Source organism: Rarobacter faecitabidus (assembly GCF_006716265.1).
Lineage (GTDB): Bacteria > Actinomycetota > Actinomycetes > Actinomycetales > Cellulomonadaceae > Rarobacter > Rarobacter faecitabidus.
In genome coordinates, this window is record NZ_VFOS01000001.1 from 1,422,890 (window position 1) to 1,444,639 (window position 21,750).

General features: G+C 64.5%; 15 protein-coding genes and 2 tRNA genes. 11 read left to right on the forward strand and 6 right to left on the reverse strand.

The window, feature by feature from the left end; translation table 11 throughout:
- Nucleotides 1-23: 23 nt before the first annotated feature.
- Together FB461_RS06325 and FB461_RS06330 are read left to right on the forward strand one after the other, a co-directional pair.
- Nucleotides 24-97: transfer RNA gene (locus FB461_RS06325), tRNA-Lys, on the forward strand.
- 221 nt (nt 98-318) lie between these two features.
- Entirely contained in the window at nt 319-741 is a 423-nt protein-coding gene (locus FB461_RS06330; RefSeq protein WP_142119951.1) for a GIY-YIG nuclease family protein, read from the forward strand.
- Nucleotides 742-1,076: 335 nt separating this feature from the next.
- Here FB461_RS06330 and FB461_RS06335 read toward each other — a convergent pair whose 3' ends face one another.
- The 3 genes from FB461_RS06335 to FB461_RS06345 all read right to left on the reverse strand — a co-directional run bounded on the left by FB461_RS06335 (nt 1,077) and on the right by FB461_RS06345 (nt 6,874).
- Entirely contained in the window at nt 1,077-4,877 is a 3,801-nt protein-coding gene (locus tag FB461_RS06335; protein WP_142119953.1) for a hypothetical protein, read from the reverse strand.
- A gap of 453 nt (nt 4,878-5,330) precedes the next feature.
- On the reverse strand, nt 5,331-6,032 hold the full coding sequence (locus tag FB461_RS06340) for a SanA/YdcF family protein (protein ID WP_142119955.1): 702 nt from the start codon (nt 6,030-6,032) through the stop codon (nt 5,331-5,333).
- 68 nt (nt 6,033-6,100) lie between these two features.
- Nucleotides 6,101-6,874 carry a DUF4184 family protein gene (locus FB461_RS06345; RefSeq protein WP_142119958.1) on the reverse strand — a complete coding sequence of 258 codons (774 nt, stop codon included), beginning with the start codon at nt 6,872-6,874 and terminating at the stop codon, nt 6,101-6,103.
- A 168-nt stretch (nt 6,875-7,042) separates the two neighbouring features.
- Here FB461_RS06345 and FB461_RS06350 point away from each other — a divergent pair, with 168 nt between their 5' ends.
- The gene (locus FB461_RS06350) at nt 7,043-9,751 is read left to right on the forward strand and encodes a M1 family aminopeptidase (RefSeq protein WP_142119959.1); all 2,709 of its coding nucleotides are present in this window, start codon (nt 7,043-7,045) and stop codon (nt 9,749-9,751) included.
- 131 nt (nt 9,752-9,882) lie between these two features.
- Here the strand turns inward: FB461_RS06350 and FB461_RS06355 are convergent, their stop codons facing one another.
- Nucleotides 9,883-10,665 carry an acetoin reductase gene (locus FB461_RS06355; RefSeq protein WP_142119962.1) on the reverse strand — a complete coding sequence of 261 codons (783 nt, stop codon included), beginning with the start codon at nt 10,663-10,665 and terminating at the stop codon, nt 9,883-9,885.
- 248 nt (nt 10,666-10,913) lie between these two features.
- On the opposite strand from FB461_RS06355, the gene FB461_RS06360 reads away from it, so the two are divergent.
- Complete coding sequence (locus FB461_RS06360) at nt 10,914-11,948, forward strand: sulfite exporter TauE/SafE family protein (RefSeq protein WP_211349846.1); 1,035 nt, start codon at nt 10,914-10,916, stop codon at nt 11,946-11,948.
- Here the strand turns inward: FB461_RS06360 and FB461_RS06365 are convergent.
- Nucleotides 11,897-12,832: a cation diffusion facilitator family transporter gene (locus FB461_RS06365; protein ID WP_142119963.1), complete on the reverse strand. Its 936-nt coding sequence runs from the start codon at nt 12,830-12,832 to the stop codon at nt 11,897-11,899. The genes FB461_RS06360 and FB461_RS06365 overlap by 52 nt on opposite strands.
- Nucleotides 12,833-12,968: 136 nt before the next feature.
- On the opposite strand from FB461_RS06365, the gene bcp reads away from it, so the two are divergent.
- From bcp to FB461_RS06380, 3 genes are all read left to right on the forward strand, one after another.
- Complete coding sequence (gene bcp, locus FB461_RS06370; RefSeq protein WP_142119965.1) at nt 12,969-13,442, forward strand: thioredoxin-dependent thiol peroxidase; 474 nt, start codon at nt 12,969-12,971, stop codon at nt 13,440-13,442.
- A 52-nt stretch (nt 13,443-13,494) separates the two neighbouring features.
- Nucleotides 13,495-13,576 (forward strand) — tRNA-Leu (locus FB461_RS06375).
- Nucleotides 13,577-13,772: 196 nt separating this feature from the next.
- Nucleotides 13,773-14,078: an SRPBCC family protein gene (locus FB461_RS06380; protein ID WP_246046049.1), complete on the forward strand. Its 306-nt coding sequence runs from the start codon at nt 13,773-13,775 to the stop codon at nt 14,076-14,078.
- Nucleotides 14,079-14,148: 70 nt separating this feature from the next.
- Here FB461_RS06380 and FB461_RS06385 read toward each other — a convergent pair whose 3' ends face one another.
- Nucleotides 14,149-14,454, reverse strand: a complete 306-nt coding sequence (locus FB461_RS06385) for a DUF3467 domain-containing protein (protein ID WP_142119967.1) — start codon at nt 14,452-14,454, stop codon at nt 14,149-14,151.
- A 100-nt stretch (nt 14,455-14,554) separates the two neighbouring features.
- Here FB461_RS06385 and trmB point away from each other — a divergent pair, with 100 nt between their 5' ends.
- The 4 genes from trmB (at nt 14,555) to FB461_RS06405 (ending at nt 21,722) form a co-directional block, all read left to right on the forward strand.
- Nucleotides 14,555-15,271, forward strand: a complete 717-nt coding sequence (gene trmB, locus FB461_RS06390) for a tRNA (guanosine(46)-N7)-methyltransferase TrmB (RefSeq protein ID WP_142119969.1) — start codon at nt 14,555-14,557, stop codon at nt 15,269-15,271.
- Nucleotides 15,272-15,327: 56 nt separating this feature from the next.
- Nucleotides 15,328-15,900, forward strand: a complete 573-nt coding sequence (locus FB461_RS06395; protein WP_142119971.1) for an NUDIX hydrolase family protein — start codon at nt 15,328-15,330, stop codon at nt 15,898-15,900.
- 3 nt (nt 15,901-15,903) lie between these two features.
- On the forward strand, nt 15,904-17,709 hold the full coding sequence (locus FB461_RS06400; protein ID WP_142119973.1) for an ABC-F family ATP-binding cassette domain-containing protein: 1,806 nt from the start codon (nt 15,904-15,906) through the stop codon (nt 17,707-17,709).
- Nucleotides 17,710-18,098: 389 nt separating this feature from the next.
- Entirely contained in the window at nt 18,099-21,722 is a 3,624-nt protein-coding gene (locus tag FB461_RS06405; RefSeq protein ID WP_142119975.1) for a glycosyl hydrolase, read from the forward strand.
- Nucleotides 21,723-21,750 lie beyond the last annotated feature (28 nt).

Here is a 21,750-nt window from a genome sequence, read left to right on the forward strand (position 1 = left end):
GTACTGCTAGAGTTCTTAATCGCGCGCCGTTAGCTCAGTTGGTTAGAGCAGCTGACTCTTAATCAGCGGGTCCGGGGTTCGAGTCCCTGACGGCGCACCCGCAAAGATGGCCCTGACCTGGGGAAACCCGGGTCGGGGCCGTTTGCGTTTGCGGCTGAAAATCAGCCCGTGTTACAACTTGGTTCAAAGACGGTCGGGAATCAGGACCGCAAGACGCACAACTTCACTCCGCCGTTGGATGTGTTCCACGACGCTTCCGCGCCCAGCGGGCGTGCCACACTGGTTCTGCCGAAGTACTAGGGCGCTGGTCAGTACGGCGTGCAGGTCTCATTCGAGCCAGCCAACGCTGCGGTTGTCTCGGGTTCCTCGTCCACCGTCAGAGTTCAGATCAAGAAGGCTCGTACCAAGCTCGTCTCGGCGAAGGTCACCCGAGGTAAGGCCGGCAAGTCTGGTAAGGCCGCGCGCTCGATCAAACGCAAGAAGGCCGTCCGAATCCAGGTGCGCCTGGCCACCGTTTCGGGCGCGAACCCGACCGGACACGTGACCTTGAAGGCAGGCAAGCGCACGATCGGCAAGGCTTCAGTGAAGCGCACCAAGGCCGGCCGCTACTTTGCCACCATCCGCGTGTCGGCGAAGTCCACCCGGACAATCGAGAAGGCGACCCGCATCGAGGTCATCTACACAGGCAACGCCAATCTGGCGGCACGGACCTACACCACGAAGCTGCGCGTCATCCGCTAGCCGCACTGGTCCGCATTGGCCGACGCCCCCACGACTCACGTACCGCGAATTCGTGGGGGCGTCGATGTATTTGGATGCTCTCCGTGAGAGATACCGCCCCGGCACAGACCCCGCCTTAACTCCCTTACGGAGAAACGCCCGCTTGCGGGATTCTACAAGGGCAGGCCGATGCGGCACAGACCCAGCCCGTACCCTCTTGCGGAAAAACAAGGAGGGCCGCTGCCCGGCAGGTCAGCTGTGGAAACCCACGACCATACTTTGAACAGCGGCCCTCGCGCGAGAGACGACACAAGCGACGGGCTTGCGTTCCACTGCACCACCTGCCGGGGTGCTAGCTAGCGCAGCGTGTGAACCTTCACCGTCCGCTGCGACTTGGCCACATTCTTGTTGCCCACATAGCGCACCTGGACCTTCTGGATGCCAGTCTTGCTGACCTTCACCTTCACAGTGACCTTGCCGGAATGGCTCACCTTGACGGTACGTACGCGCTTTCCGGAGATGAGGACCCAAGCTTTTCCTGCACGGCTGACGTCCGACGGACCCGACACGCGAATACGCAAAGTGAGTCGCTTGCCCGTCTTCAACTTCTTCTTCGCGGTGATCTTCACCTTGGACCTAGCCTTCGCCACCTTCACAACGAGTGACCGGTTCGCGGCGAGCAGGGAATCGGTCCCCGCGAACGCCACATTGACAGACAACGCCTGCGTACTTGTCGCGCGCCCCAACTTCACGGAGGCGACACCCGAGGCAGGGACCGACACGGTGGCCTGTTCTCCGTTCACAGTGACCTTAACCCTAGCGGCCTTCCATATTCCCGTCGTGCGGGCCCACACCTTGAGCGTCACCTGCTGCCCCACGCGAGGTTTGGCGGGTGAGGTGGACACCTCCAGTGTCACTGGACTCTTATCGCCACCAGGCGGCGGGACGTCGGGCGGCGCGGTCACAGTGAGAACGATCGATGCCGAAGAATATGGCCCCGCCGCCACAAACGTCTGAGCACCCGTAACCTTGGGAACGACCACACTACCGGCGAACGCACCAGCCGGATTCGCGATGGCACTGCCCACCCCCGTGGCGCCGATCGAGAACTGCACAACCTCGTTCGCGCCGAATCCGGTGCCGGAGACCGTAAGAGTTTCCCCCTGTTTCACGGCGGTAGTAGGCACAGTGATCTGCGCGTCTTTGCCCACACAGTCGTCCAGCCCCGACGTCTCTCCCGAGGTGAGGAGAATCAACCGGCAGCCGATGTTCTCTGCTCCCGGGCCGCTCAGCAACGCACCGTCGGCGGTCAAGTCGAGGTCTAAGGGCTGACCTAGGTTCATGAGCCCGGCGATTCCACCCTGCATCGAGTCAGACAGCCGAATTGCCGACAGGTTGCCGAGGTCCATCCGGTAGCCGTTGTTGAGCCAGATGTTCTCGATCAGGTTCGTAATCCCGAAAATCGATGGCCGCACGCCGCTCACGCGCGGCGTCCCCTCGCGTGTGCCACCTGCCTCGTGATACACCTCGGCAAACCACTTCGACCGGACGGTGTCACGGATTGTCGCATTGGTGAAGATTCTAGCCTTTTCGAGGTCACCTCGGTCGATGAGCCCATAGGTCATCAGTTGCGCGTCGGGAGCTTTCTGCGCGATACGTGCCAGACCCGCAAACTGACGGTTTGGGTCATACTCCTGCATGAATCGTTCTACGACCCAGCCCATTTCCTGATCGGCCAACTGATCCATCACCATCGCGGTGGACGTGTAGAACTGGTGGCCCGAATCGGTCCAGCGCTGAGTTGCAGGGTCGCGGAACACGGATATTCCGCTCGGAGCACTCGTCCGCGATGTATTCAAATAGATCTTCTGGACCGTGGGGAATCCGCGGGTACGGCCTTCCGCGGGGAAGAACCACTCCTCGTAGTTCCGAGCGAGACGAGTCTTGGTCGCGGCCCACTCCGCTACGTGCGCATCTTCTCCGAGCAGCTTTGAGATCCGTTCGGCGTAGGTCAGGTCAAAGTAGAGAGACGCGGTGAACTCGCTGTCAACCTCATCCGGCTCGTCGTGGTCGGTGGACATCCACCGCATGTTGTCCTCTTCCCAGCGCAAGTGCCGGATCAGGTCGTCGTAGGTCGCCGCGAGGCGGTCTTTGTCGCCTGTGACCTGGTAGAGGATCCACGCGGTCTGCGCCTTGCGGGACGGCAGGGACTCCCCGGCGAGCATCCCATCCTCAGCAACGAGGGCCATCATGCCCTCGTAGGTCTGCCATGCGTTCTCCGGGTCGACGTGAACGAGTTGCTGGATACCCAGCAGCGAGTCCCAGCTTGCGGAGTTGGACACGCCAATGGTTCCGGTGTCGTAGAGCGACGCCATACCAGTACCCAAGCTCGCGAAGTTGTTTCCCGTCTCGGGAGTCGCCGGCATCACGTTCATGTCCATCGTGATCCAACCCAGGTAGTACATGCGCTCCACCTGTGCCGGTGTCACACCGTCAGCCTCGACATGGTACAGCGAGAAGTCCTGTGGAACCGGCACTCGAGAGAGATACTCGTCCCAATACGTCTCCCAGTAGTCCCGGTCAGCATCGGGATCGGCGATCGCGGCGATTGCCGCAGCGCGCGCAGCCATCACCGCGGCCGCTGTGGTCGAGGTCCGGGCGATGAACCCCACACCCACGGCCCTCACGGAGCCTTCCGGCAAGATTGCCAGCCAACGGCTAGTACCCTGCGCAGCGGGCGTAGCTGCACCGTCAAAGGTCGGCACGACCCCAGCGGGAAGCGCAACGGCCACCGCGAGAGCATCGGTGTGGACCTGATTGGAAATGGACTTGCCATCGGCGGTGTAGGTGATCGTGTTCGTCGTTGCGTCATAGGCCGCGTTCTTGCCGATGTGGCCGGTGACGACGACTTGGCCGCGGGTGAGCCCACTGCTGTCGATCACGCGCGCGAACGCATCAGGACCGGAGAACTGGTCCCGACCGACAACCTGGCCATCGGACCCGTAGGTGCCAGTGAACGCGAGTTCGTGCGGCGCCCAGGAATTCGCGACCCCCGTTGCGGGTTGAAGCCACGACTCGCCCGTGTGAATGGCGATGGAGTTGAACACTGTGGTCGATCCCTGCGGCCCAACCTGGAACAAGCGGACTTCGAACGTTTGCTTACCGGTCAGGTTGTACGCCGCCGCAAGGTCAACCGTGATCTTCCCCGTCTGATCTGTGTCGTGAATCAGCGACGGGGAGAGGTCGTTGCCAGATGAGCCGCGCCGAATCTTGAGCGCCCACTTCGCGGTGGTGTTGGCAACATCGACTGTGAGTAGTGGCGTGTTCTCGATGTTCTGGATCGTCACTGTCTTCGCGACGGCACCCCACCCGCTCGAACCGCCGTTGGTGATCGTTCCCCCCGCAATCGTCACACCGTTGGCAGACGAAGCCCAACCACCCGAACCGAAACTGTCCGCAAACGGCGCGTAGTAGTCGCTGATGGTCACCGAGTCGAAGGTCACTGACGCACCTGATCCCCCGGTTGCCCACAACCGCACCTTGAGGGACTTGGCTCCGGTCCACCCCAGAGTCTTCGCGATATCGAAGGTGAAGGTGCCGATCTCCGTCGAATCGGGCTGGAACAGCGTGTCGTAGTCGTTGCCGGTGGCGGGGTTGTTGATCTTGACGTTCCACTTCTGCGAAACGTTCGTGACCTTCACGGTCAAGTACCGGGCCACGGCGATGTCATTGACCTGAATGGTGGGGCTGATAATGCTCCCCCACTCCTTGCCCGCTTCGGTGGCGATCGTCACGCGGCCGCCGGATGCCGAAGTGGACACCTGATCAACCGCCCAGCCATCTGCGGAGTTCAAGTCGTTGTTGTACGCCGTCACCGTCGGCTCGGTCTGGGTCGGCGGTGGAGCGGTGTCGTCCGTGTGGAACATCTGCAGGACGTTGTTGACCCGAATCGCGTCGTCGTACGCGAAGGTACCGACGTCCATCGGGAATGTCGGCCCGTTGTGCTGATCCAGTTCTGGACCACCGTGTGGATAGTCGTAGGGATGAAGCACCATGCGGGAGTTCGGAACGGACAGCCATCGCTGCTGGTCAGGACCCGTTTGGGTGAGACCTGCCGAGGTAGTAGTGGCAGATTGCACGATCTCGGATGACGCCACTGATCCCACGGAGGCGGCGGCCTGTAACGAAGCGCCTGCAGTCGCCACGCCCGCCGTCGCGGCGAGCACCAGCGAAACCGCAAGCGCGGTAACTCGCCTTTGCACAGCGGCGCTCGGCCCCGTCTTTACATATCTCAACCAATCGTTGCGTGATTTCATGCTTCTTGTCCCTCATCGTTGAGTGATCCAACGCCTCCACCGAAGCGCTTCTGCAACGAGTCTACGACCGCGTTGACAGACTGTCGATCTCGCCATTCTCAGTTCGCTAGCGCAGTCCTCGCATCCTGACCGTCCGCTGCGACTTCATACCGGAAGCCCTTAGTTGCGTCATAGTTGGTGCCGTACGGTGCATTCGTTCGTGCCGCCATGTATGGCTGCGCGAGGGTCGTGATCTCGTAGTAGGTATTGACACACGACCGTTCAAACGCATCCATCGAACATTTGGCACCGCGATCAGTTCGTGAGGATTCCGTCTAGTGCGGGCTCGTGCGGGCCCAGGAACTTGGGCTTGCGATGAGTCATGCCGTCCCAGGCGGCCTTGACCGACGCAGCCAGTTCGCGAGCCCGATACCTGCCGACGGTACCGTTCCCCGACGACGCGCCCACTCCAACGGCATCGACCCCGGCTCGCCGGCACGAGAACAGCGCCCGCGGCAAGTGATAGTCCTGCGTGATCACGGTCGCCGCAGTGACGCCGAAGATCTCACGGGCGCGCACGCATGAATCGTGCGTGTCGAATCCTGCGTAGTCGAGGGCAACCACGTCGTCCGGGATGCCCCGAGACACCAGCCAGTCGCGCATCGCGGAGGGCTCGTCATAACTGGTCGTGGAATTGTCCCCGCTCGCCAAAACACCGCGGATCGCGCCACGGTCGTACAAGTCGAGCGCAATCTCGAGTCGCCGCGCCAGGTAGAGCGTGGGCGTTCCGTCGGACCGCAGGCCGGCACCGAGGACGAGCGCCACCGGCCGGGATGGAACGTCCGCCGTGTCGTAGATGCCGCCTCTCCCGGAGCCCTGCACCCAGACGATCGCGCTCACCACTACGACGACTGCCAGTGCGACTACCACTAGAGCCCAGCGGATGATCCGGCGGCGCAGGAACCTGCGCAGACGTGAAACGGTCGGCGGGGCCGATGGTTCGGCGTCGAAGGTCATGCCCTGCATGATAGGTCCACAGTCTTGCTCGCCGCACAACGCCGGGGCGATGAAGCCTCGGGACCAGGCTATCGGGACTGCGTGGTCTCCTTGGGCGCGTTCGGGACAACTCCCGCGTAGCCATGATCCGCGCTGCCACGCTTGCCGAGCAACATCGTCGTGATCGCGTCGAACACGAGGACGAGCCCAATCGCAGCGATCCCGCCAGTGATGCCCTCGAATGCGATAGCCCTCACGCCGATGCCCACTCCCCCGGCGAGCATCACCTTGATCACTGATCCTGCGATGCCGGACAGGACGCATGCCAGAACGACTGCGGGGGTGACCCATCGCGACTCCGTAGGCGTCGCAGCGCGCCTGGGCAATCGCACGATCACGATTGCTACGGCCAGGAGCCCTGCAATGCCACTGAAGTACTGGGCGTAGCGGTAGCCCATGAGCGGTCCCAGCGGAGAAGGGAACTCGGCTGTGAGCATCGGAATGTGCTCAGTCCCGAATCGGCCGAAGTGCGTGAACTCGTCCCACAGCAGGTGCGTTGCGGCACCTACGGCCACGGCCACGCAGACCGCCCACCAGGGAAAGTCGCGCCACGTCGGCAACACCCATCGTTCGCGAACGTCGGATGGGACAAGCGCATGCAGTCCGGTGGCCAACAGCCGCCAAACTCCCCACATCAGTAACCCGAAGACCACGTTGACCGAGACGATCGCGGCCGCGGTGTGGGTATCGACGTCGAGCCTTGCCAGCGGGGTCACGAAGTATGGCAGATCCGGGCTCATGCTACCGGCGGCGAGTGCGGCCATCGGCAACGGCAATCTTCGGATCGGTAGCACCGCAAACATGGCTCACCGTAAATGGCATACCCGAAGCGTACGTGTCCTGGACGCCGCCCCGAGTTCGTCATCGAGTGCAATCAGCAAGCAAACATTACGAAACACGACATATCTACGGTGGAATAAGCCTGACATCGCCCGTGTCAGGATCCTACTGATGTGACTAAGGCGGCAATAATGCATTCAGCCTCCCAGCATCGGCGACCACTACGTTCCAAGGCCGCCACGCTCCTTCTCCCGCTCACCCTTGCGGCCTCGATGTCGCTCGCGGTCGCGCCCGCGCACGCCGTCGACCCGGTTCCCGGCCCGCAGACGTCCGGAGACGCGCTGTTCCCGAATGTCGGCAACGGCGGCTACGACGTTCAGCACTACGACATCGCCCTGACTTGGACGCCCGGCTCGATTGTCACTCCCACGCTCAGCGACGCGACGATCCAAGCCACCACCACGATCAAGGCAAAGGCGGACTATCCGCTGAGCAACTTCTCGCTAGATTTCGAGGGACTGGAGATCGACTCGATCACGGTCAACGGCGCGCCCGCGACCTGGGTGCGCGACATCGATGCGGCCTCGATCAAGTACAAGCTGGTCGTGACTCCCGCCGCGGCTATCGAGGGAGACTTCACGACAGTAGTGACGTACCACGGCACGCCGAGCCGCCACACCGACGCCGACGGCAGCTGGGAGGGCTGGGTCCCCACCACGAACGGCTCGATCTTCATGGGCCAGCCCATCGGCGCGATGACCGGCTACCCGAACAACAACACCCCCGGCGACAAGGCGACCTACACATTCAGCCTCAACGTGCCGTCCACCATCACCTCGAGCGCCGGCACGGGAAGCGCCGCGGCTGTGAGCAACGGAGAACTCGTCTCCGTCATCCCCAGCGCGGACGGAACGAGCAAGACCTGGGTGTGGAACGAGACCAAGCCAATGGCCACCGAACTCGCGCTCATCACGATCGGCAAGTACGAGATGGTGCAGTCCACCGTCACGCTGACCGACGGGTCTACTATTCCGGAGTATTCCTTCTACGACTCAGACCTGAGCACGGCGAACAAGACGACGGCACTGACAGCGCGCGGTAAGTTGCCGACCATCATCCGGGGCCTCGAATCGATCTACGGGCCCTACCCCGGCAAGAGCACCGGCATCGTCATCGACGCCGTGCCAAGCGGAATCAGCTACGCGCTCGAGACCCAGGACCGGTCGTTCTTCCCCAGCGCGTCCAGCGCGAACGGCAACACGCTGATCCACGAACTCGTTCACCAGTGGTACGGCGACAATGTCTCCCCCAAGGACTGGAACGACATCTGGATCAACGAGGGAATGGCCACGTGGGGTCCGACCTACTACAACAACGCGATCATCGGCACCAACCCCGCCGCGGTCGAGACTTCCTACTTCAACTCGTGGAACAACAAGGCCGCGTCCAGCGCCGACTGGAACATTCCGCCCGCCGGAATGACCGACACCTCGACGCTGTACGACTACCAGACGTACACGCGCGGCGCCCAGTTCTGGGAGGCGTTGCACACCCGCCTCGGGGACGAGGCGTTCTTCGAGTTCGTCCTCGAATGGCAGACGCGCTACGGCGGCAAGAGCGCCGGACGCGTCGAATTCCAGGCGCTGGCCGAGGAAATTTCCGGACAGGACCTGGACGACCTATTCCAGGACTGGATCTATGAGGCCGGTAAGCCGGCATGGCCGGCTCGCGCGGAATTGTCGCTGGGCACCACGGCCGACCCGGTCACCGTCGAACCCGGCGGCGACGTGAGCTACACGCTCACCGTGCAGAACACCGGCAAGGTGGCGCTTGAGGGCGCGGTCGTAACCCTGGATCTGGCCGATGTGCTCGACAATGCCACCCTGGCCGATCCGCTTCCGGCGGACGTCAGCGTTACCGGTACGAGCGCGACATGGACGGTACCTTCCGTCGCCGTGGGCACCTCGGCGTCCGTGACGCTCGATGCGAGCATCGCCGCGAACGCAGGCTGGTCCACGCTCAACGCCAGCGCATCCACCACCACCACGGGCCTATGGTGCACGTCTGCCTGCAGCGCCGAACTGACCGTCGCGGATGGCCCGGATGTGGTCTCCGACACCCCGACCATCTCCGGCACCGTGGCGGTTGACGGTGTTCTGACGGCAGCACCCGGCGCCTGGCAAACGGGCGCTGAACTCACCTACCAATGGCTGAGTGATGGCGCACCCGTTGCGGGAGCAACATCGGGCACATACTTGCTCACCGTCGCCGACTTGGGCAAGAAGATCAGCGTTGCCGTCACCGGTTCGCTGACCGGATTCGGCACCGTGACCAAGACCAGCGCCGAAACCGTCGCGGTCGCGACCGGTCCAGGAGTGACCGCCAGCACCCCGACCATTTCAGGCAAGGCGGTCGTGGAGGGCACGCTCACCGCGGCACCCGGCGTATGGCAATCCGGTACGACGCTCAGCTATCAGTGGCTCCGCGCCGGAACGCCTATCCCCGGCGCCACCAAGCCGACCTACACCGCGACGGCGGCGGACCTCGGCAAGGTGCTTAGCGTCTCGGTTGCTGGCACGCTGACGGGCTACGCTCCCGTCACGAAGGTGAGCCTTCCGACGGCGAAGGTCACTGCCGCCAAGTTCGCCAAGGCCGTCAAGGTCAAGGTGACCGGCAAGGTCAAGGCCGGTAAGAAACTCAAGGCAAAGGTTACCGGCCTCGCGGCCGGCACCAAGGTCACCTACAAGTGGAAGGCCGGCAAGAAGACCGGCAAGAAGGCGACCTTCAAGCTGACGAAGAAGTACGTCGGCAAGAAGGTCACGCTCACCGTCAAGGTGTCCAAGCCGGGATACACCACCGTGACGAAGAAGGTGAAGACCAAGAAGGTCAAGAGGAAGTAGTTCCTGCCAGGAGCTGCTGAGACGGGGTGGCTCGCGCGAGAGATCGCGCGGGCCACCCCGTCGTTTCACAGCCGTAGCGTCGCCCGAGCGGCAGGTCCCAGTGCCAGACCCAGACTGCGCTACGATGCGGCTCAGTTGTAGAGCATGCCGCCGTCGACCAGGAGGACCTGTCCCGTCACGTAGTCGGAGTTGGGCGAGGCAAGGAAGGAGACGACGCCCGCGACGTCCTCGGGCGTCTCAATGCGGCCGAGTGCAATACTGTCCACGTTCTCCTTGAGGTTCTGACCGAGCGGCTTGCCGTTGATCTCGTGCAGCCGCTGGTCGATGACCTCCCACATGCCGGTGCCGACGATACCGGGAGCGTACGCGTTGACCGTGATCCCCGCTGGCGCCAGTTCCTGCGCGGCGGCCTGGGTGATCCCGCGTACGGCGAATTTCGAGGCGGAGTAGGCACCGAGAATCGGGAAGCCCTTGATGGCGGCGATCGACGCGGCGGAGATGATCTTCCCCCGCTTGCCCAGTTCCTTGAACTTCGCCGATGCCGCCTGAATCCCGAACACGACCGAGTTCACGTTGATGGCGAAGATCTTGTTCAGTTCCTCCTCGGTGATCTCCTCGATCGGCTTGACCTGCACAATCCCGGCATTGTTGACCATGACGTCGAAGCTGCCCAGTTCAATGGCCGCAGTTTCTACGGCCGCGACGATATCGGCCCTCTTAGACACGTCGGCGGAGACGAACAACGCATTACGGCCGAGTGCCTTGACCTCCTCGACGACACTCTGCCCCTTATCTGTCTGAAACGGCAGATCCACGACAGCGATGTCGAACCCGTCCCCCGCCAATTTCAAGGCGAGTCCGCGGCCGATGCCCTGTCCCGCCCCGGTCACCAATGCGACCTTTGTCTCCGTCATCTGTCGTCCTTTCAGTCGTGCCTCGATATGGGCGACCCGCGACCTCACAGTCACCGGAAAACATCCCATCTTTCGTAACAGCCCATGCGCCCGATATGTTCCCCCACGCTCGACAAGGTGCGTCTGTCCGGCAAAATGAACGCCGAAGATTGGGCCGCGATCAAATTCCGAGTGAAATCGATATGATAAATCCAGCGAATTCAATAACGCCTAACTCTATAGAGTTTTACCAATTAAGGGACTTTCGCGTGAATTATGGACTGATGATCGGCGGGCTCATCGTTGGATTTCTGGTGGGACTCACCGGAATGGGCGGCGGCGCCCTCATGACACCCATGCTGGTCTTCTTCTTCCGCGTCGACCCCCTCGTCGCCATATCCTCCGATATCGTCGTCAGCCTGTTCATGAAACCGGCCGGCGCTATTGTCCACATTCGTCGCAAAACGGTCGACTGGCAACTGGTGAAATGGCTCTGCGTCGGCTCGATACCCGCCGCCTTCGCCGGTGCCGTCTTCACCCAGTCGCTCCCACAGGGCGCCGAACTCGACCACCTGCTCAAGGTATTCCTCGGCATCGCCCTGCTCATCGCCACGGCGGGTCTCGTACTACGCGCCGTTCACGGAATGCTGCAGCGGGCCACCCCGCTCGGGGAAGGCCCCGCCGTTCCGACCGCGCCCAGCGGCATCGCCATCAAGCCTGGCCGCACCGTGGCGCTCGGTGCCGTGGCAGGCCTCATGGTCGGCATCACGTCCGTGGGAGCCGGCTCGATCATCATCATCGCCCTGCTGCTGCTCTACCCGACGCTCAAGGCATCGCAGCTCGTCGGGACCGACCTCGTGCAGGCGATTCCTCTCGTGGGGGCGGCAGCGCTGGGGCACATCGCCTTCGGCGATTTCCACTTCGATGTCACCGGAACGTTGCTGATCGGGGCAATCCCCGGGGCCTGGCTCGGCGCCCAGGTGTCGAGCCGCGCGCCGGGCGGCATCATCCGACGCGCGCTGGCAGTGCTGCTTCTCGCCTCAAGTCTCAAGTTGCTCGGCGTGCCAAGCCTGTGGGTGCTCTGGCTCGCGATCGGCGCCCTTGTCCTCGGCAACGCGGCGTGGATACTCCTGCGTCGCACCGTCAAGGTCCGCGCGGCCGCCGACAGCTCCGTCACCATCCCCGACGACAGTGCCCAAGCGTCACCCGTCGGCGCGGTCACACCTGACGCCACCGCCGCGGGCGATAATGGTCAGGAAGCCGGCGCCGGATCGGATGACGCGAGCAGATCAGGCTCCAAATAGATCACTCGGGCAATCGGCACCGCCGCGCGCACGCGCGCCTCGGCGGCATTGATCGCCGCCGCGACATCGGCCGCGGACCGCGCAGCAGACACCTCGATCTTCGCCGCCACCAGCAGCTCCTCCGGCCCGAGGTGAAGGGTCTTGAGGTGGATGACCGAATCGACTCCTTCACCCACCAGAGCACTGCGAATCCGGACCACGTCCTCGGCTGTCGCCGATTCGCCCAGCAGCAGCGACTTGGTCTCCGCCGCCAGCACGCAGGCGATGGCCACGAGCAGCAGGCCAATGCAAGCGGTGCCCGCCGCATCCCATCGCCCGTCCCCGGTCGCGAGGGTCATCCCCACGCCGCCGAGTGCGAGCGTCAGGCCGACGAGTGCGCCGAAGTCCTCGAGTAGCACCACTGGCAGTTCCGGCGACTTCGACGATTTGATGAACCTCGCCCAGCTCTGCTTGTCGCGCGCGGGATTCGCCTCGTGGATGGCGGTCCGGAACGAGTATCCCTCCATGGCGATCGCCGCGACCAGCACTGCGATGGGCACCCACCACCATCGTCCCTCGATGCCGTGCGGGTCTGCCCACTTGTGCCATGCCTCGTAAAGCGCGAACAGCCCGCCCAGGCTGAACAGCACGATTGACACGACGAACGCATAGAGATAGCGGGCTCGTCCGTATCCGAAGGGGTGCTCCTCGTCCGCCGCCCGCCGGGCGCGCTTGCCGCCGATGAGCAGCAGCACCTGATTGCCGGAGTCGGCGACGGAGTGGACCGATTCCGCGAGCATCGACGACGAGTGCGTCAGCAGGTACGCGATGAACTTCGTGACCGCGATGCCGAGGTTGGCGCTGAGCGCTGCAATGATCGCCTTCGTGCCGCCGTGACCAGCCATGATCCCTCCAGATTATTGACCGCTTATGGACGAGGCCTCCGTCGCCGCAGCCAGCCGGATCTGCCCCACTGCACCTTACCCGCTGGCGCGCCCGCGGTACGGTTGAGGAACGAGTATCCCCTTCGGAAGGCCACCTATGACCGTCAAACTGCAAGTCGGCGACCCAGCCCCGGACTTTGATCTGCCCACCGGTGACGGCGGTCGACTCAAGCTCAGCGATCTGCGCGGCAAGCGCGTCGTGCTGTACGCCTACCCCGCCGCTGGCACACCCGGGTGCACCAAGCAGGCGTGCGATTTCCGTGACTCCCTGGCGTCGCTGACGGCGCACAGCTACACCGTCGTAGGCATCTCGCCCGATGCTCCGGAAAAACTGGCAAAGTTCGCGCAGGACGAGGCTCTGACCTTCCCGCTGGTGTCGGACGAGTCCAAGGACGTCCTGAATGCCTACGGCGCGTGGGGCGACAAGACGCTCTACGGCAAACTGACCCGCGGTGTGATCCGCTCGACGTTCGTGATCGACGCCGACGGCAAGATCGAACTCGCCCAGTACAACGTCAAAGCCACCGGCCATGTGGCGCGTCTTCGCAGGGAACTCGGCATCGACGCCTGAACCGGCGTATCCGGCGCGGAAGAACTGCCAACCAGGCTACAATCGTTGTCGCGCGCGAGTGGCGTAATTGGCAGCCGCGCTAGGTTTAGGTCCTAGTGTCTTCGGACGTGTGGGTTCGAGTCCCACCTCGCGCACCCATGTGCTGTGCCGGGGCGTCGATTTAAGGATGCCCCGGCACAGCATTTTTGCGGGCGCATGCCTCGGAGCATCGAATGAATGGCCGTGATCAACTAGTGGCATGACCTTCGAGGCGCGCCATATCTCCCGGACCATCGAGGCGGCCCCGTCCGCTGTCGCGGCGTTCGCCGGGAATCCGGCGAACCTGCCGCTGTGGGCGGCCGGGCTCAGCCGGGGATCCGCAACGAAGACGGCCGCTGGCTCGCCGACTCCCCCATGGGCCCGGTCGAGGTCGTCTTCACCGATGGAATCGGATGGGGGGTCCTCGACCACGAGGTGATCATGCCCGATGGCACCCGGTTCCATAACCCGCTGCGCGTCCTCAGCAACGATGCTGCGAGCGAGGTGGTGTTCACCCTGTATCGACTGCCCGGCGTCACGGACCGGGAGTACGAGAGCGACGCAGAACTCGTCCGTCAAGACCTGCGGCGACTCAGGGACGCGCTGGAAAGCGACTGACCGCAAAGACGGACGCCCAGCACTCGCGAAGCGAGGCCGGGCGTCCGTCAATACGAAAGCGAGAACGAGGTCACTCGTCCGAGGCGGTCTTACCGGTCTCGTTCTCCCACATCGACAACTGCTGGGTGAGTGCCTTGGCGAGCTCGAACACCTGCTCCGGGGGGATGCGGATGCGCGAGACGACCTTGGCGGGAATCACCTGCACGGGCTGCCCCTCATCGTCCTCGCCGATCTGCGCGGGCCCCTTGGTCGCCACGAAGTCGATGACGAACGATGTAGGCGTGTGCCAGAGCGAGGCGAAATCGGCGGGCACACCGGTCTCCACCTTGCCGGGAAGTTCAATCTGGAACTCGACGTGGTCGGGGCCGTCGCTCATAGCGCCTCCTTGAGTGCGATGGATGGAATGTCCTCGATAAGAGCAGTTCCGCAAAGCCTACCCCGCCGCGGACACCGAAGTTCTCGGTAGGCTTCCCTAGATGACTTCTTCCACCGATCCCGCCGAGCGGCCTCATCGCCGCATCCGCTCCTACGTTCAGCGATCCTCGCGGCTCGGCCCTCGCCTGCAGGGTCACTGGGACCGTTTCGCCCCGACCTACCTCGTGCCGATCGAGCACGAGGAGGCCTCCATGAGCATCGCTTCCGGAGCAGCCCTCGACCCGTCGGCGCTTTTCGGGCGCGTAGCGCCGCTCGTCCTCGAAATCGGCTCCGGCCGCGGCGAGATGATCGCCCACGGGGCCGAGCAGCGGCCCGAGCGCGATCACCTCGCCTGCGAGGTCTACACCCCCGGCGTCGCGGGCATTCTGGGACGAGTCGGCCGCGCGGAACTGACGAACGTCCGCCTCGTCCACGCCGACGCGACTGCGCTTTTGGAGTACGTCCTGCCCGCCGGTTCGCTCGACGAACTGTGGGTGTTCTTCCCCGACCCGTGGCACAAGTCCCGTCACCACAAGCGCCGCCTGATCAACGACGAGTTCGCGAGCCTCGCCGCGCGCGTGCTGAAGCCGGGCGGCATCTGGCGCATCGCGACCGACTGGCCGGACTACGCCGACCAGGTGGATCGCGTTCTCACGGCCTCGCAAGACTTCGACGGCGGCAGGACCGACCGGTTCGACCTGCGTCCGCTGACCAGGTTCGAGCAGAAAGCCCACGCCGAGGGCCGCGGAGTCGCCGACTTCGCGGCGGTGCGCCGGTAGTCCCCTGCCCGTACGTTGCACAATAGAGGCGACCGCACGAGAAACGAGTACCTCGCATGACTGAGACCGTGGACTTCCCCGAGTTCGACCCGCCGAACAGGCCGCACAGGCCCGACACGAACTGGCTGACCAAGGACGAGATGCGCCAGGCCCGCTCGCGCCTGCCCATCGTGTACGTCGATGCCGTTCCCGTGCGCGTCGATGACGTGGGCGATGTCATCCAGGTGGGTCTGCTGCTGCGCGTCACGGAGGGCGGGCAGATCAACCGCGCGCTCGTCTCCGGCCGGGTACTGTTCCACGAGCGGATCCGCGATGCGCTCATGCGCCACATAGAGAAGGACCTCGGTCCAATGGCGCTGCCGACCATCCCGGCCAGCCCACAGCCCTTCACGGTCGCCGAGTACTTCCCCACCCCGGGGGTCACGCCCTACTTCGATCACCGCCAGCACGCCGTCTCGCTCGCCTACGTGGTCCCCGTACGCGGCGATTGCGCCCCGCAGCAGGACGCCATCGAACTGTCGTGGCTCACGCCCGAGGAGTCCATGCACCCCGATGTGCTCTCGGAGATGGCGGGCGGTCAGGACGTACTCCTGCGTCAGGCGCTTGCCCACGTCGGGAGGCTTGCGTAGTTCATGGCGCACCTCCTGGGGGCCGAGGGCCTCCACCTCGAATATCCCACCCGCGTCGTCTTCGACTCCGTCACGCTCGGCATCAACGACGGCGACCGCATCGGCATCGTCGGACGCAACGGCGACGGCAAGTCCTCGCTTCTGCGCATGCTCATGGGAGCCCAGTCCCCCGATGCCGGTCGCGTAACGCGCCGCGGCGGGCTGCGGGTGGGCATGCTCACGCAGGAGGATTCGCTGGATCCGGCCGCGACCGTGGGTTACAGCGTCGTGGGCGATGCCGCCGATCACGAGTGGGCGTCGGATTCCCGCGTACGCGACGTCATCGCCGGACTCGTCTCCGACCTGCCGTGGGACGCGACGATCGGCACGCTCAGTGGTGGCCAGCGCCGCCGAGTCGCGCTCGCCGCGCTGCTCACCGGCGAGTGGGATGTCATCGGCTTGGACGAGCCCACCAACCATCTCGACATCGAAGGCATCTCCTGGCTGGCCCGCCACTTGAACACGCGCTGGTCGCGTGGCTCGGGCGGGCTTTTGATCATCACCCACGATCGCTGGTTCCTGGACGAGATCTCCACTTCGACGTGGGAGGTGCACGATCGCATCGTGGAGCCGTTCGAGGGTGGCTATGCCGCGTACGTGCTGCAGCGGGTCGAGCGCGATCGGCAGAACGCTGCTGTCGAGGCCAAGCGCCAGAACCTGATGCGCAAGGAACTCGCCTGGCTGCGGCGTGGCGCGCCCGCGCGCACGTCGAAGCCCAAATTCCGGATCGACGCCGCGAACCAACTCATCGAGGACGTGCCGCCCGTGCGCGACTCGATCAGCCTCACCAAGCTCGCCACCGCGCGCCTAGGCAAAGACGTGGTCGACGTCATCGACGCCGGCGTCACCTTCGGCGACAAGGTGGTCCTCGAGGACATCACCTGGCGAATCGGCCCCGGCGAGCGGACCGGCATCCTGGGGGCCAACGGCGCGGGAAAGTCCACGCTGCTGAACCTGATCGCTGGCACCCTCGCGCCGACCTCCGGTCGCATCAAGCGCGGCAAGACCGTAGAACTCGCCGTACTGGATCAGCAGTTCTCGCAGCTCGCCGAGATCGAATCTGACCGCGTACGCGAGGTCCTGGCGCGTACCAAGACACTGGTCAACGTCGATGGCAAGGATCTCACTCCGGCGCAGTTGCTCGAACGGCTCGGGTTCTCCCGCGAGCACCTCTCGGCGCGCGTGGGAGACCTGTCGGGCGGTCAGCGCAGGCGCCTGCAACTTCTGCTCATCCTGCTTGCCGAGCCGAACGTGCTGATCCTCGACGAGCCGACCAACGACGTGGACACGGACATGCTGGCCGCGATGGAGGACCTGCTGGATTCCTGGCCCGGGACGTTGATCGTCGTCTCGCACGACCGCTACCTGCTGGAGCGCGTCACCGACCAGCAGTACGCCATCTGGAACCACCGCCTGCGACACCTGCCCGGCGGCGTGGACGAGTACCTGCGGATCGCAGGGGGCGGGGAATCGAACCCCGCACCCGACTCCCCCCTGAGCGCGAACGCAGCGACTGCGGCGGAGGACTCGTCCGAGGGTTCTTCCCTGACCGGCCGCGAACTGCGCGACGCACAGAAGGAACTCGCCGCACTCGAACGACGCATCGAGAAGCTCACCGAGCAAGCGGCCAAGGCCCGTACCGGCCTCGCCGATCTGGACCAGAGTGACTACGCGTTGCTGAATGCGGAGATGGTGAAGATCACCGCCCTCGAGGACGAGGCCACGGCGCTCGAAGAGCGGTGGCTGGAGTTGTCTGACCTAGTCGGCTAGCAACATCCGGGATGAGCCGATGCTTAGCGTATCGATCGCTGCCGACCGGTCGCCATACGAGTAATGTGTTTGCGTTCATGCAATAACGGCAATCACCGCGGAAAGCGCACAGTCAATGCCTTCGTATTGACCGATTTTGGCGATCGTGCCTCTTGCAGCGCCGGGCGTCTAGACATCGCACTAAATGGGGAGTAGGTTCCCAGGAAGGTGAAGAGAGCGCGATCATCGCTCACGCTTCATTTCTTAAACAATTGCCGCCACTCGACGTCGCGTGGCGCTCGTCCGCACTCCGGCATCGTCGCCGGAACCAAACCCCGGCTTCTCGCCGGAACTGACATTGCTCGTCCCTTGGCCTCTCTGCGGCCCGCGAGCACAACGGAGGGCATGTCATGCGTCTATCTAGTTTTCGTCGAACGACTTCTGCACTCACAGCCACGGCGCTGGCGGTTGCCGGGCTGATCGCCGTGCAGGCACCGGCCGCGAGCGCCGCCGTGATCCCGGTCGGCGCCGGAAGTTACACCACCGATGTGGTGGGCGCGGTGCCGGAAGGATGCAATGCGGCCGGTACCGCCAATGCCCCCATCGCCAATCCGCGCGCATACGTCACGGCGAATGCTCCCGAGGCTGCGATACCCACGAACGACTGGTGGAGTTCACTCGTCTACAAGCGGTGGACCGCGGACGGCATCGAGAACACCTGCAAGTACAGCGTGCCGCTCCACGCGCACCCCGCCTCGTATCTGCCGCGAGCAGCGGGCTTGGGAATCTCGTACACGACCCAGGCAATCCTGAGCGGCACCGGGCTGACGCGCGAATACCACTTCGGCTACCACCAGGACCTACTCGCGGGGGTTGCCGGGCTCAACTCGGCGGACGTAAAAGTGGACGATTGGACTGACTGGACCGTGAGCCCCTGGTGGTCGGACGGGACCCGCACGCTGCGGGCGACCATCGGCCACGGTCTCCCCTTCTCCTGGTACGAGGCCACTGGCGGCAACGCCGTCCTCACCGCATCGGCCACTCCCGAGGTCTGGCTCAACGCAGGCGGCAGGCTCGGGCTGACGGTCAATGGGCATCACTACGTGGCGTTCGCCCCCACCGGATCGTCATGGACGGCGAGCGGAACGACCTTCACCGCCGGACCGGGGAAATTCTCCGTGGCAGTGCTGCCGGATGCCGCCACCGCCGATCGCGCCGCGCTTGCGAACCAGTACGCGCCCTATGCCTACTCCCCCGTGACGGGCAGCAAGGTCAGTTACGACTACAACGTCGCCGACGCCAAGGTCACGGCAACCTATACAGTGACGGCGACACCCTGGGCTGGTTCGGGATCCACGCAGACGGCGTCCGTCCTTGCCCTGTATCCGCACCAGTGGTCGGTCCTGGCAGGGGCGACCCCGATCGCGCAGACCTACACATCTCCGCGCGGAAAGATGAAGGCACTCGTGGGAGCCGCAAGCTTCACGACGGTGGACACATTCCACGGCGTGCTCCCCGAGATTCCCGGCGTAGCGACCTCCTCCGGTGCCGACCGGACGCAGCTCGAGGCCGACCTGAATGCGGTGAGTGCCGACCCGTTCGGCACGAGCGCAGACGACACATACTGGGCCGGCAAGGGCTTGGGACGAGCCGCCCGCATCGTCGAGATATCCGACCAGCTCGGGCGCATCACCCAGCGGGACGCGGCGCTCGCGAAGATCAAGGGACTGCTGACGGACTGGTTCACCGCGAGCCCAGGTAAGGCATCGCGAGTGTTCGCCTACAACTCCGACTGGGGCCTGCTCACCGGGTACCCCGCCTCGTACTTCTCCGACACGGAGGTGAACGACCACCACTTCCACTTCGGCTACTTCATCGCCGCGGCCGCGACGCTCGCCCGGTTCGACCCGCAGTGGGCGCAGCAGTACGGCGGCATGGTGGATCTGCTGATCCGCGACGCGAACAACTACGATCGCGCCGACGACCGCTTCCCCTACATGCGCGATTTCGACATCTACGCCGGGCATGACTGGGCATCGGGCCACGGTGCCTTCAACGCCGGGAACAACCAGGAATCCTCGTCCGAGGGCATGAACTTCGCCGGCGCTCTGATCGAGTGGGGCCAAGCCACGGGGAACACCGAGATCAGGGACGCCGGGGTGTACATGTACACCACGCAGGCGGCCGCGATTCAGCGGTACTGGTTCAACGCCAGCGGCGACACGTTCCCGGCCGGCTTCGCGCGTGAGTCCGTGGGAATGGTGTGGGGCGACGGCGGCGCCTACGCGATCTGGTTCGAGGGCGGCCCCGAGCAGATTCAGGGCATTAACTACCTGCCCGTCACTGGCTCCCACTTCTACCTCGGCTACGACCCGGTGACCGTGCGCCGTCTCTACGCGCAGATGGAGGCGCTGAAGGGCGGCGGTCCGACGTCGTGGCAGGACATCCTGTGGCAGTTCTATGCGCTCGGTGACGGCGATCAGGCGCTCGCAAAATTCCGGGCAAATTCCGGGTTCGGTTCCGAGGCGGGCGAATCCAAGGCCCACACGTTCCAGTGGATCCGGAACCTTGCGACCCTCGGCACTGTGGACACCTCGGTGACGGCCGACACGCCGCTCTACCAGGTGTTCAGCAAGAACGGCGTCAAGACGTACGTGGCGACCAACCCTGGAACGGCAACCATGACGGTCCACTTCTCCGACGGCACGACGCTGGCCGTCGAGGCGGGCAAGACGGCCACGAAGGGCGGGGTGACCTGGCGGGGAGGCAATGCCGCATGCGCGGCTCCCACCGATCCAAACAACACCCCGGGCGACCCGGCAGGTGACAGCAACACCCTGAAACTGAGTGCCGACGGAACGCTCGCCGCACTGGCGGGATCACCCGGCACGGTGCAGATCTCATCGGCGGGCGGCGCGAACTACGACGGCACGCCCCACGAGCCGGCGAGCTTCACCGCGACCGGCCTGACCGGTGCCAGCACAAGCGCGCAAACCGCGTTCCGCGTCCTGATCGACGCCGGCAACAACCCTGGAGCGGCAGCCCAGGCTCGCGTGAGTTACGACTTCACCGGGGACGGCGTATTCGATCGCACGGAAACCTACGGCTACTTCGCGACCGACCCGGTGGCGGGCACGGAGGCGTACACGAACGTGGGCCGCACGCCGACGGTGACCGGCTCGGCAATCGCCGCGCTCAGCAACGGCACGGTGAAGTTGGAGGTATGGGCCGCCATCGGCACCGCTGCGCTGACCATCACGACGGGTTCCGGCTCCTACGTGACTGTGCCCTATGCGCTTCCCGCCGCGGAAATTCCCCCGACCGAGCCCGGACCCGAGTTACCGGAACGTTGCAACGCCGATGGCACCGACCCCGGCAGCGGGGGCGCGGAGGACCCCGTCACTGATCCGGGCACCGACCCGGGGACTGATCCGGGCACCGACCCGGGGACGAACCCGGGCAATGCGGATGTGCCCGCAACCGTTGTCGCAAGCGCCAAGGCGTCCCGCTTCGGCAAGGCGGCCAAGGTGAACGTCACGGTGACCGCCAAGGGCATCGTCCCCACGGGAATCGTTACGGTCAGCGCAGGGTCAAAGGTGCTGGCGAGCAAGCAACTCGCGGCCGGTCGAGCCACGGTGCTGCTGCCAAAGTCGTTGAAGGTGGGACGGCACGCACTCTCGATCGAATACACGGCCTCAATTACAGGTAGGGCGATAGCGCCCCGCACGCCCACCAAGCTCACGCTGAACGTGACGAAGGGACGGGTGAAGGTAAGTAAGCCCAAGGTCGTGAAGGGCAAGCTGCGCGCCGGCCAGCGCGCCGTGGTCCGGGTGCGCATCACCGGCTCGGGCGCGTTCAAGGTGAAGGGCAAAATCACCATCCGGGTTGGCAAGGCCGCCGTCGGTAAGGCTCGCGTGAAGAAGGTGGGCAAGCGCTACATCGCGACAGTGCGCACCAAGACAATCCGCAAGAGCGGCAAGGTGCGTCTCACCTATTCGGGCGACACCCGGTTCGCGAAGGCGAGCCGGAAGTAGCGGCCCGGGGATGATCGGCGTGGTAGCG

Bases quoted from the DNA above. Each gene is read 5' to 3' on its own strand.
- FB461_RS06385 (WP_142119967.1), bottom strand. From the start codon at position 14,454: ATGAGCGACGGCCCCGACCACGTCGAGTTCCAGATTGAACTTCCCGGC.
- FB461_RS06345 (WP_142119958.1), bottom strand. From the start codon at position 6,874: ATGTTTGCGGTGCTACCGATCCGAAGATTGCCGTTGCCGATGGCCGCA.
- FB461_RS06405 (WP_142119975.1), top strand. From the start codon at position 18,099: ATGCGTCTATCTAGTTTTCGTCGAACGACTTCTGCACTCACAGCCACG.
- trmB (WP_142119969.1), top strand. From the start codon at position 14,555: ATGACTTCTTCCACCGATCCCGCCGAGCGGCCTCATCGCCGCATCCGC.
- FB461_RS06365 (WP_142119963.1), bottom strand. From the start codon at position 12,832: ATGGCTGGTCACGGCGGCACGAAGGCGATCATTGCAGCGCTCAGCGCC.
- bcp (WP_142119965.1), top strand. From the start codon at position 12,969: ATGACCGTCAAACTGCAAGTCGGCGACCCAGCCCCGGACTTTGATCTG.
- FB461_RS06355 (WP_142119962.1), bottom strand. From the start codon at position 10,665: ATGACGGAGACAAAGGTCGCATTGGTGACCGGGGCGGGACAGGGCATC.
- FB461_RS06400 (WP_142119973.1), top strand. From the start codon at position 15,904: ATGGCGCACCTCCTGGGGGCCGAGGGCCTCCACCTCGAATATCCCACC.
- FB461_RS06350 (WP_142119959.1), top strand. From the start codon at position 7,043: ATGCATTCAGCCTCCCAGCATCGGCGACCACTACGTTCCAAGGCCGCC.
- FB461_RS06340 (WP_142119955.1), bottom strand. From the start codon at position 6,032: ATGACCTTCGACGCCGAACCATCGGCCCCGCCGACCGTTTCACGTCTG.
- FB461_RS06395 (WP_142119971.1), top strand. From the start codon at position 15,328: ATGACTGAGACCGTGGACTTCCCCGAGTTCGACCCGCCGAACAGGCCG.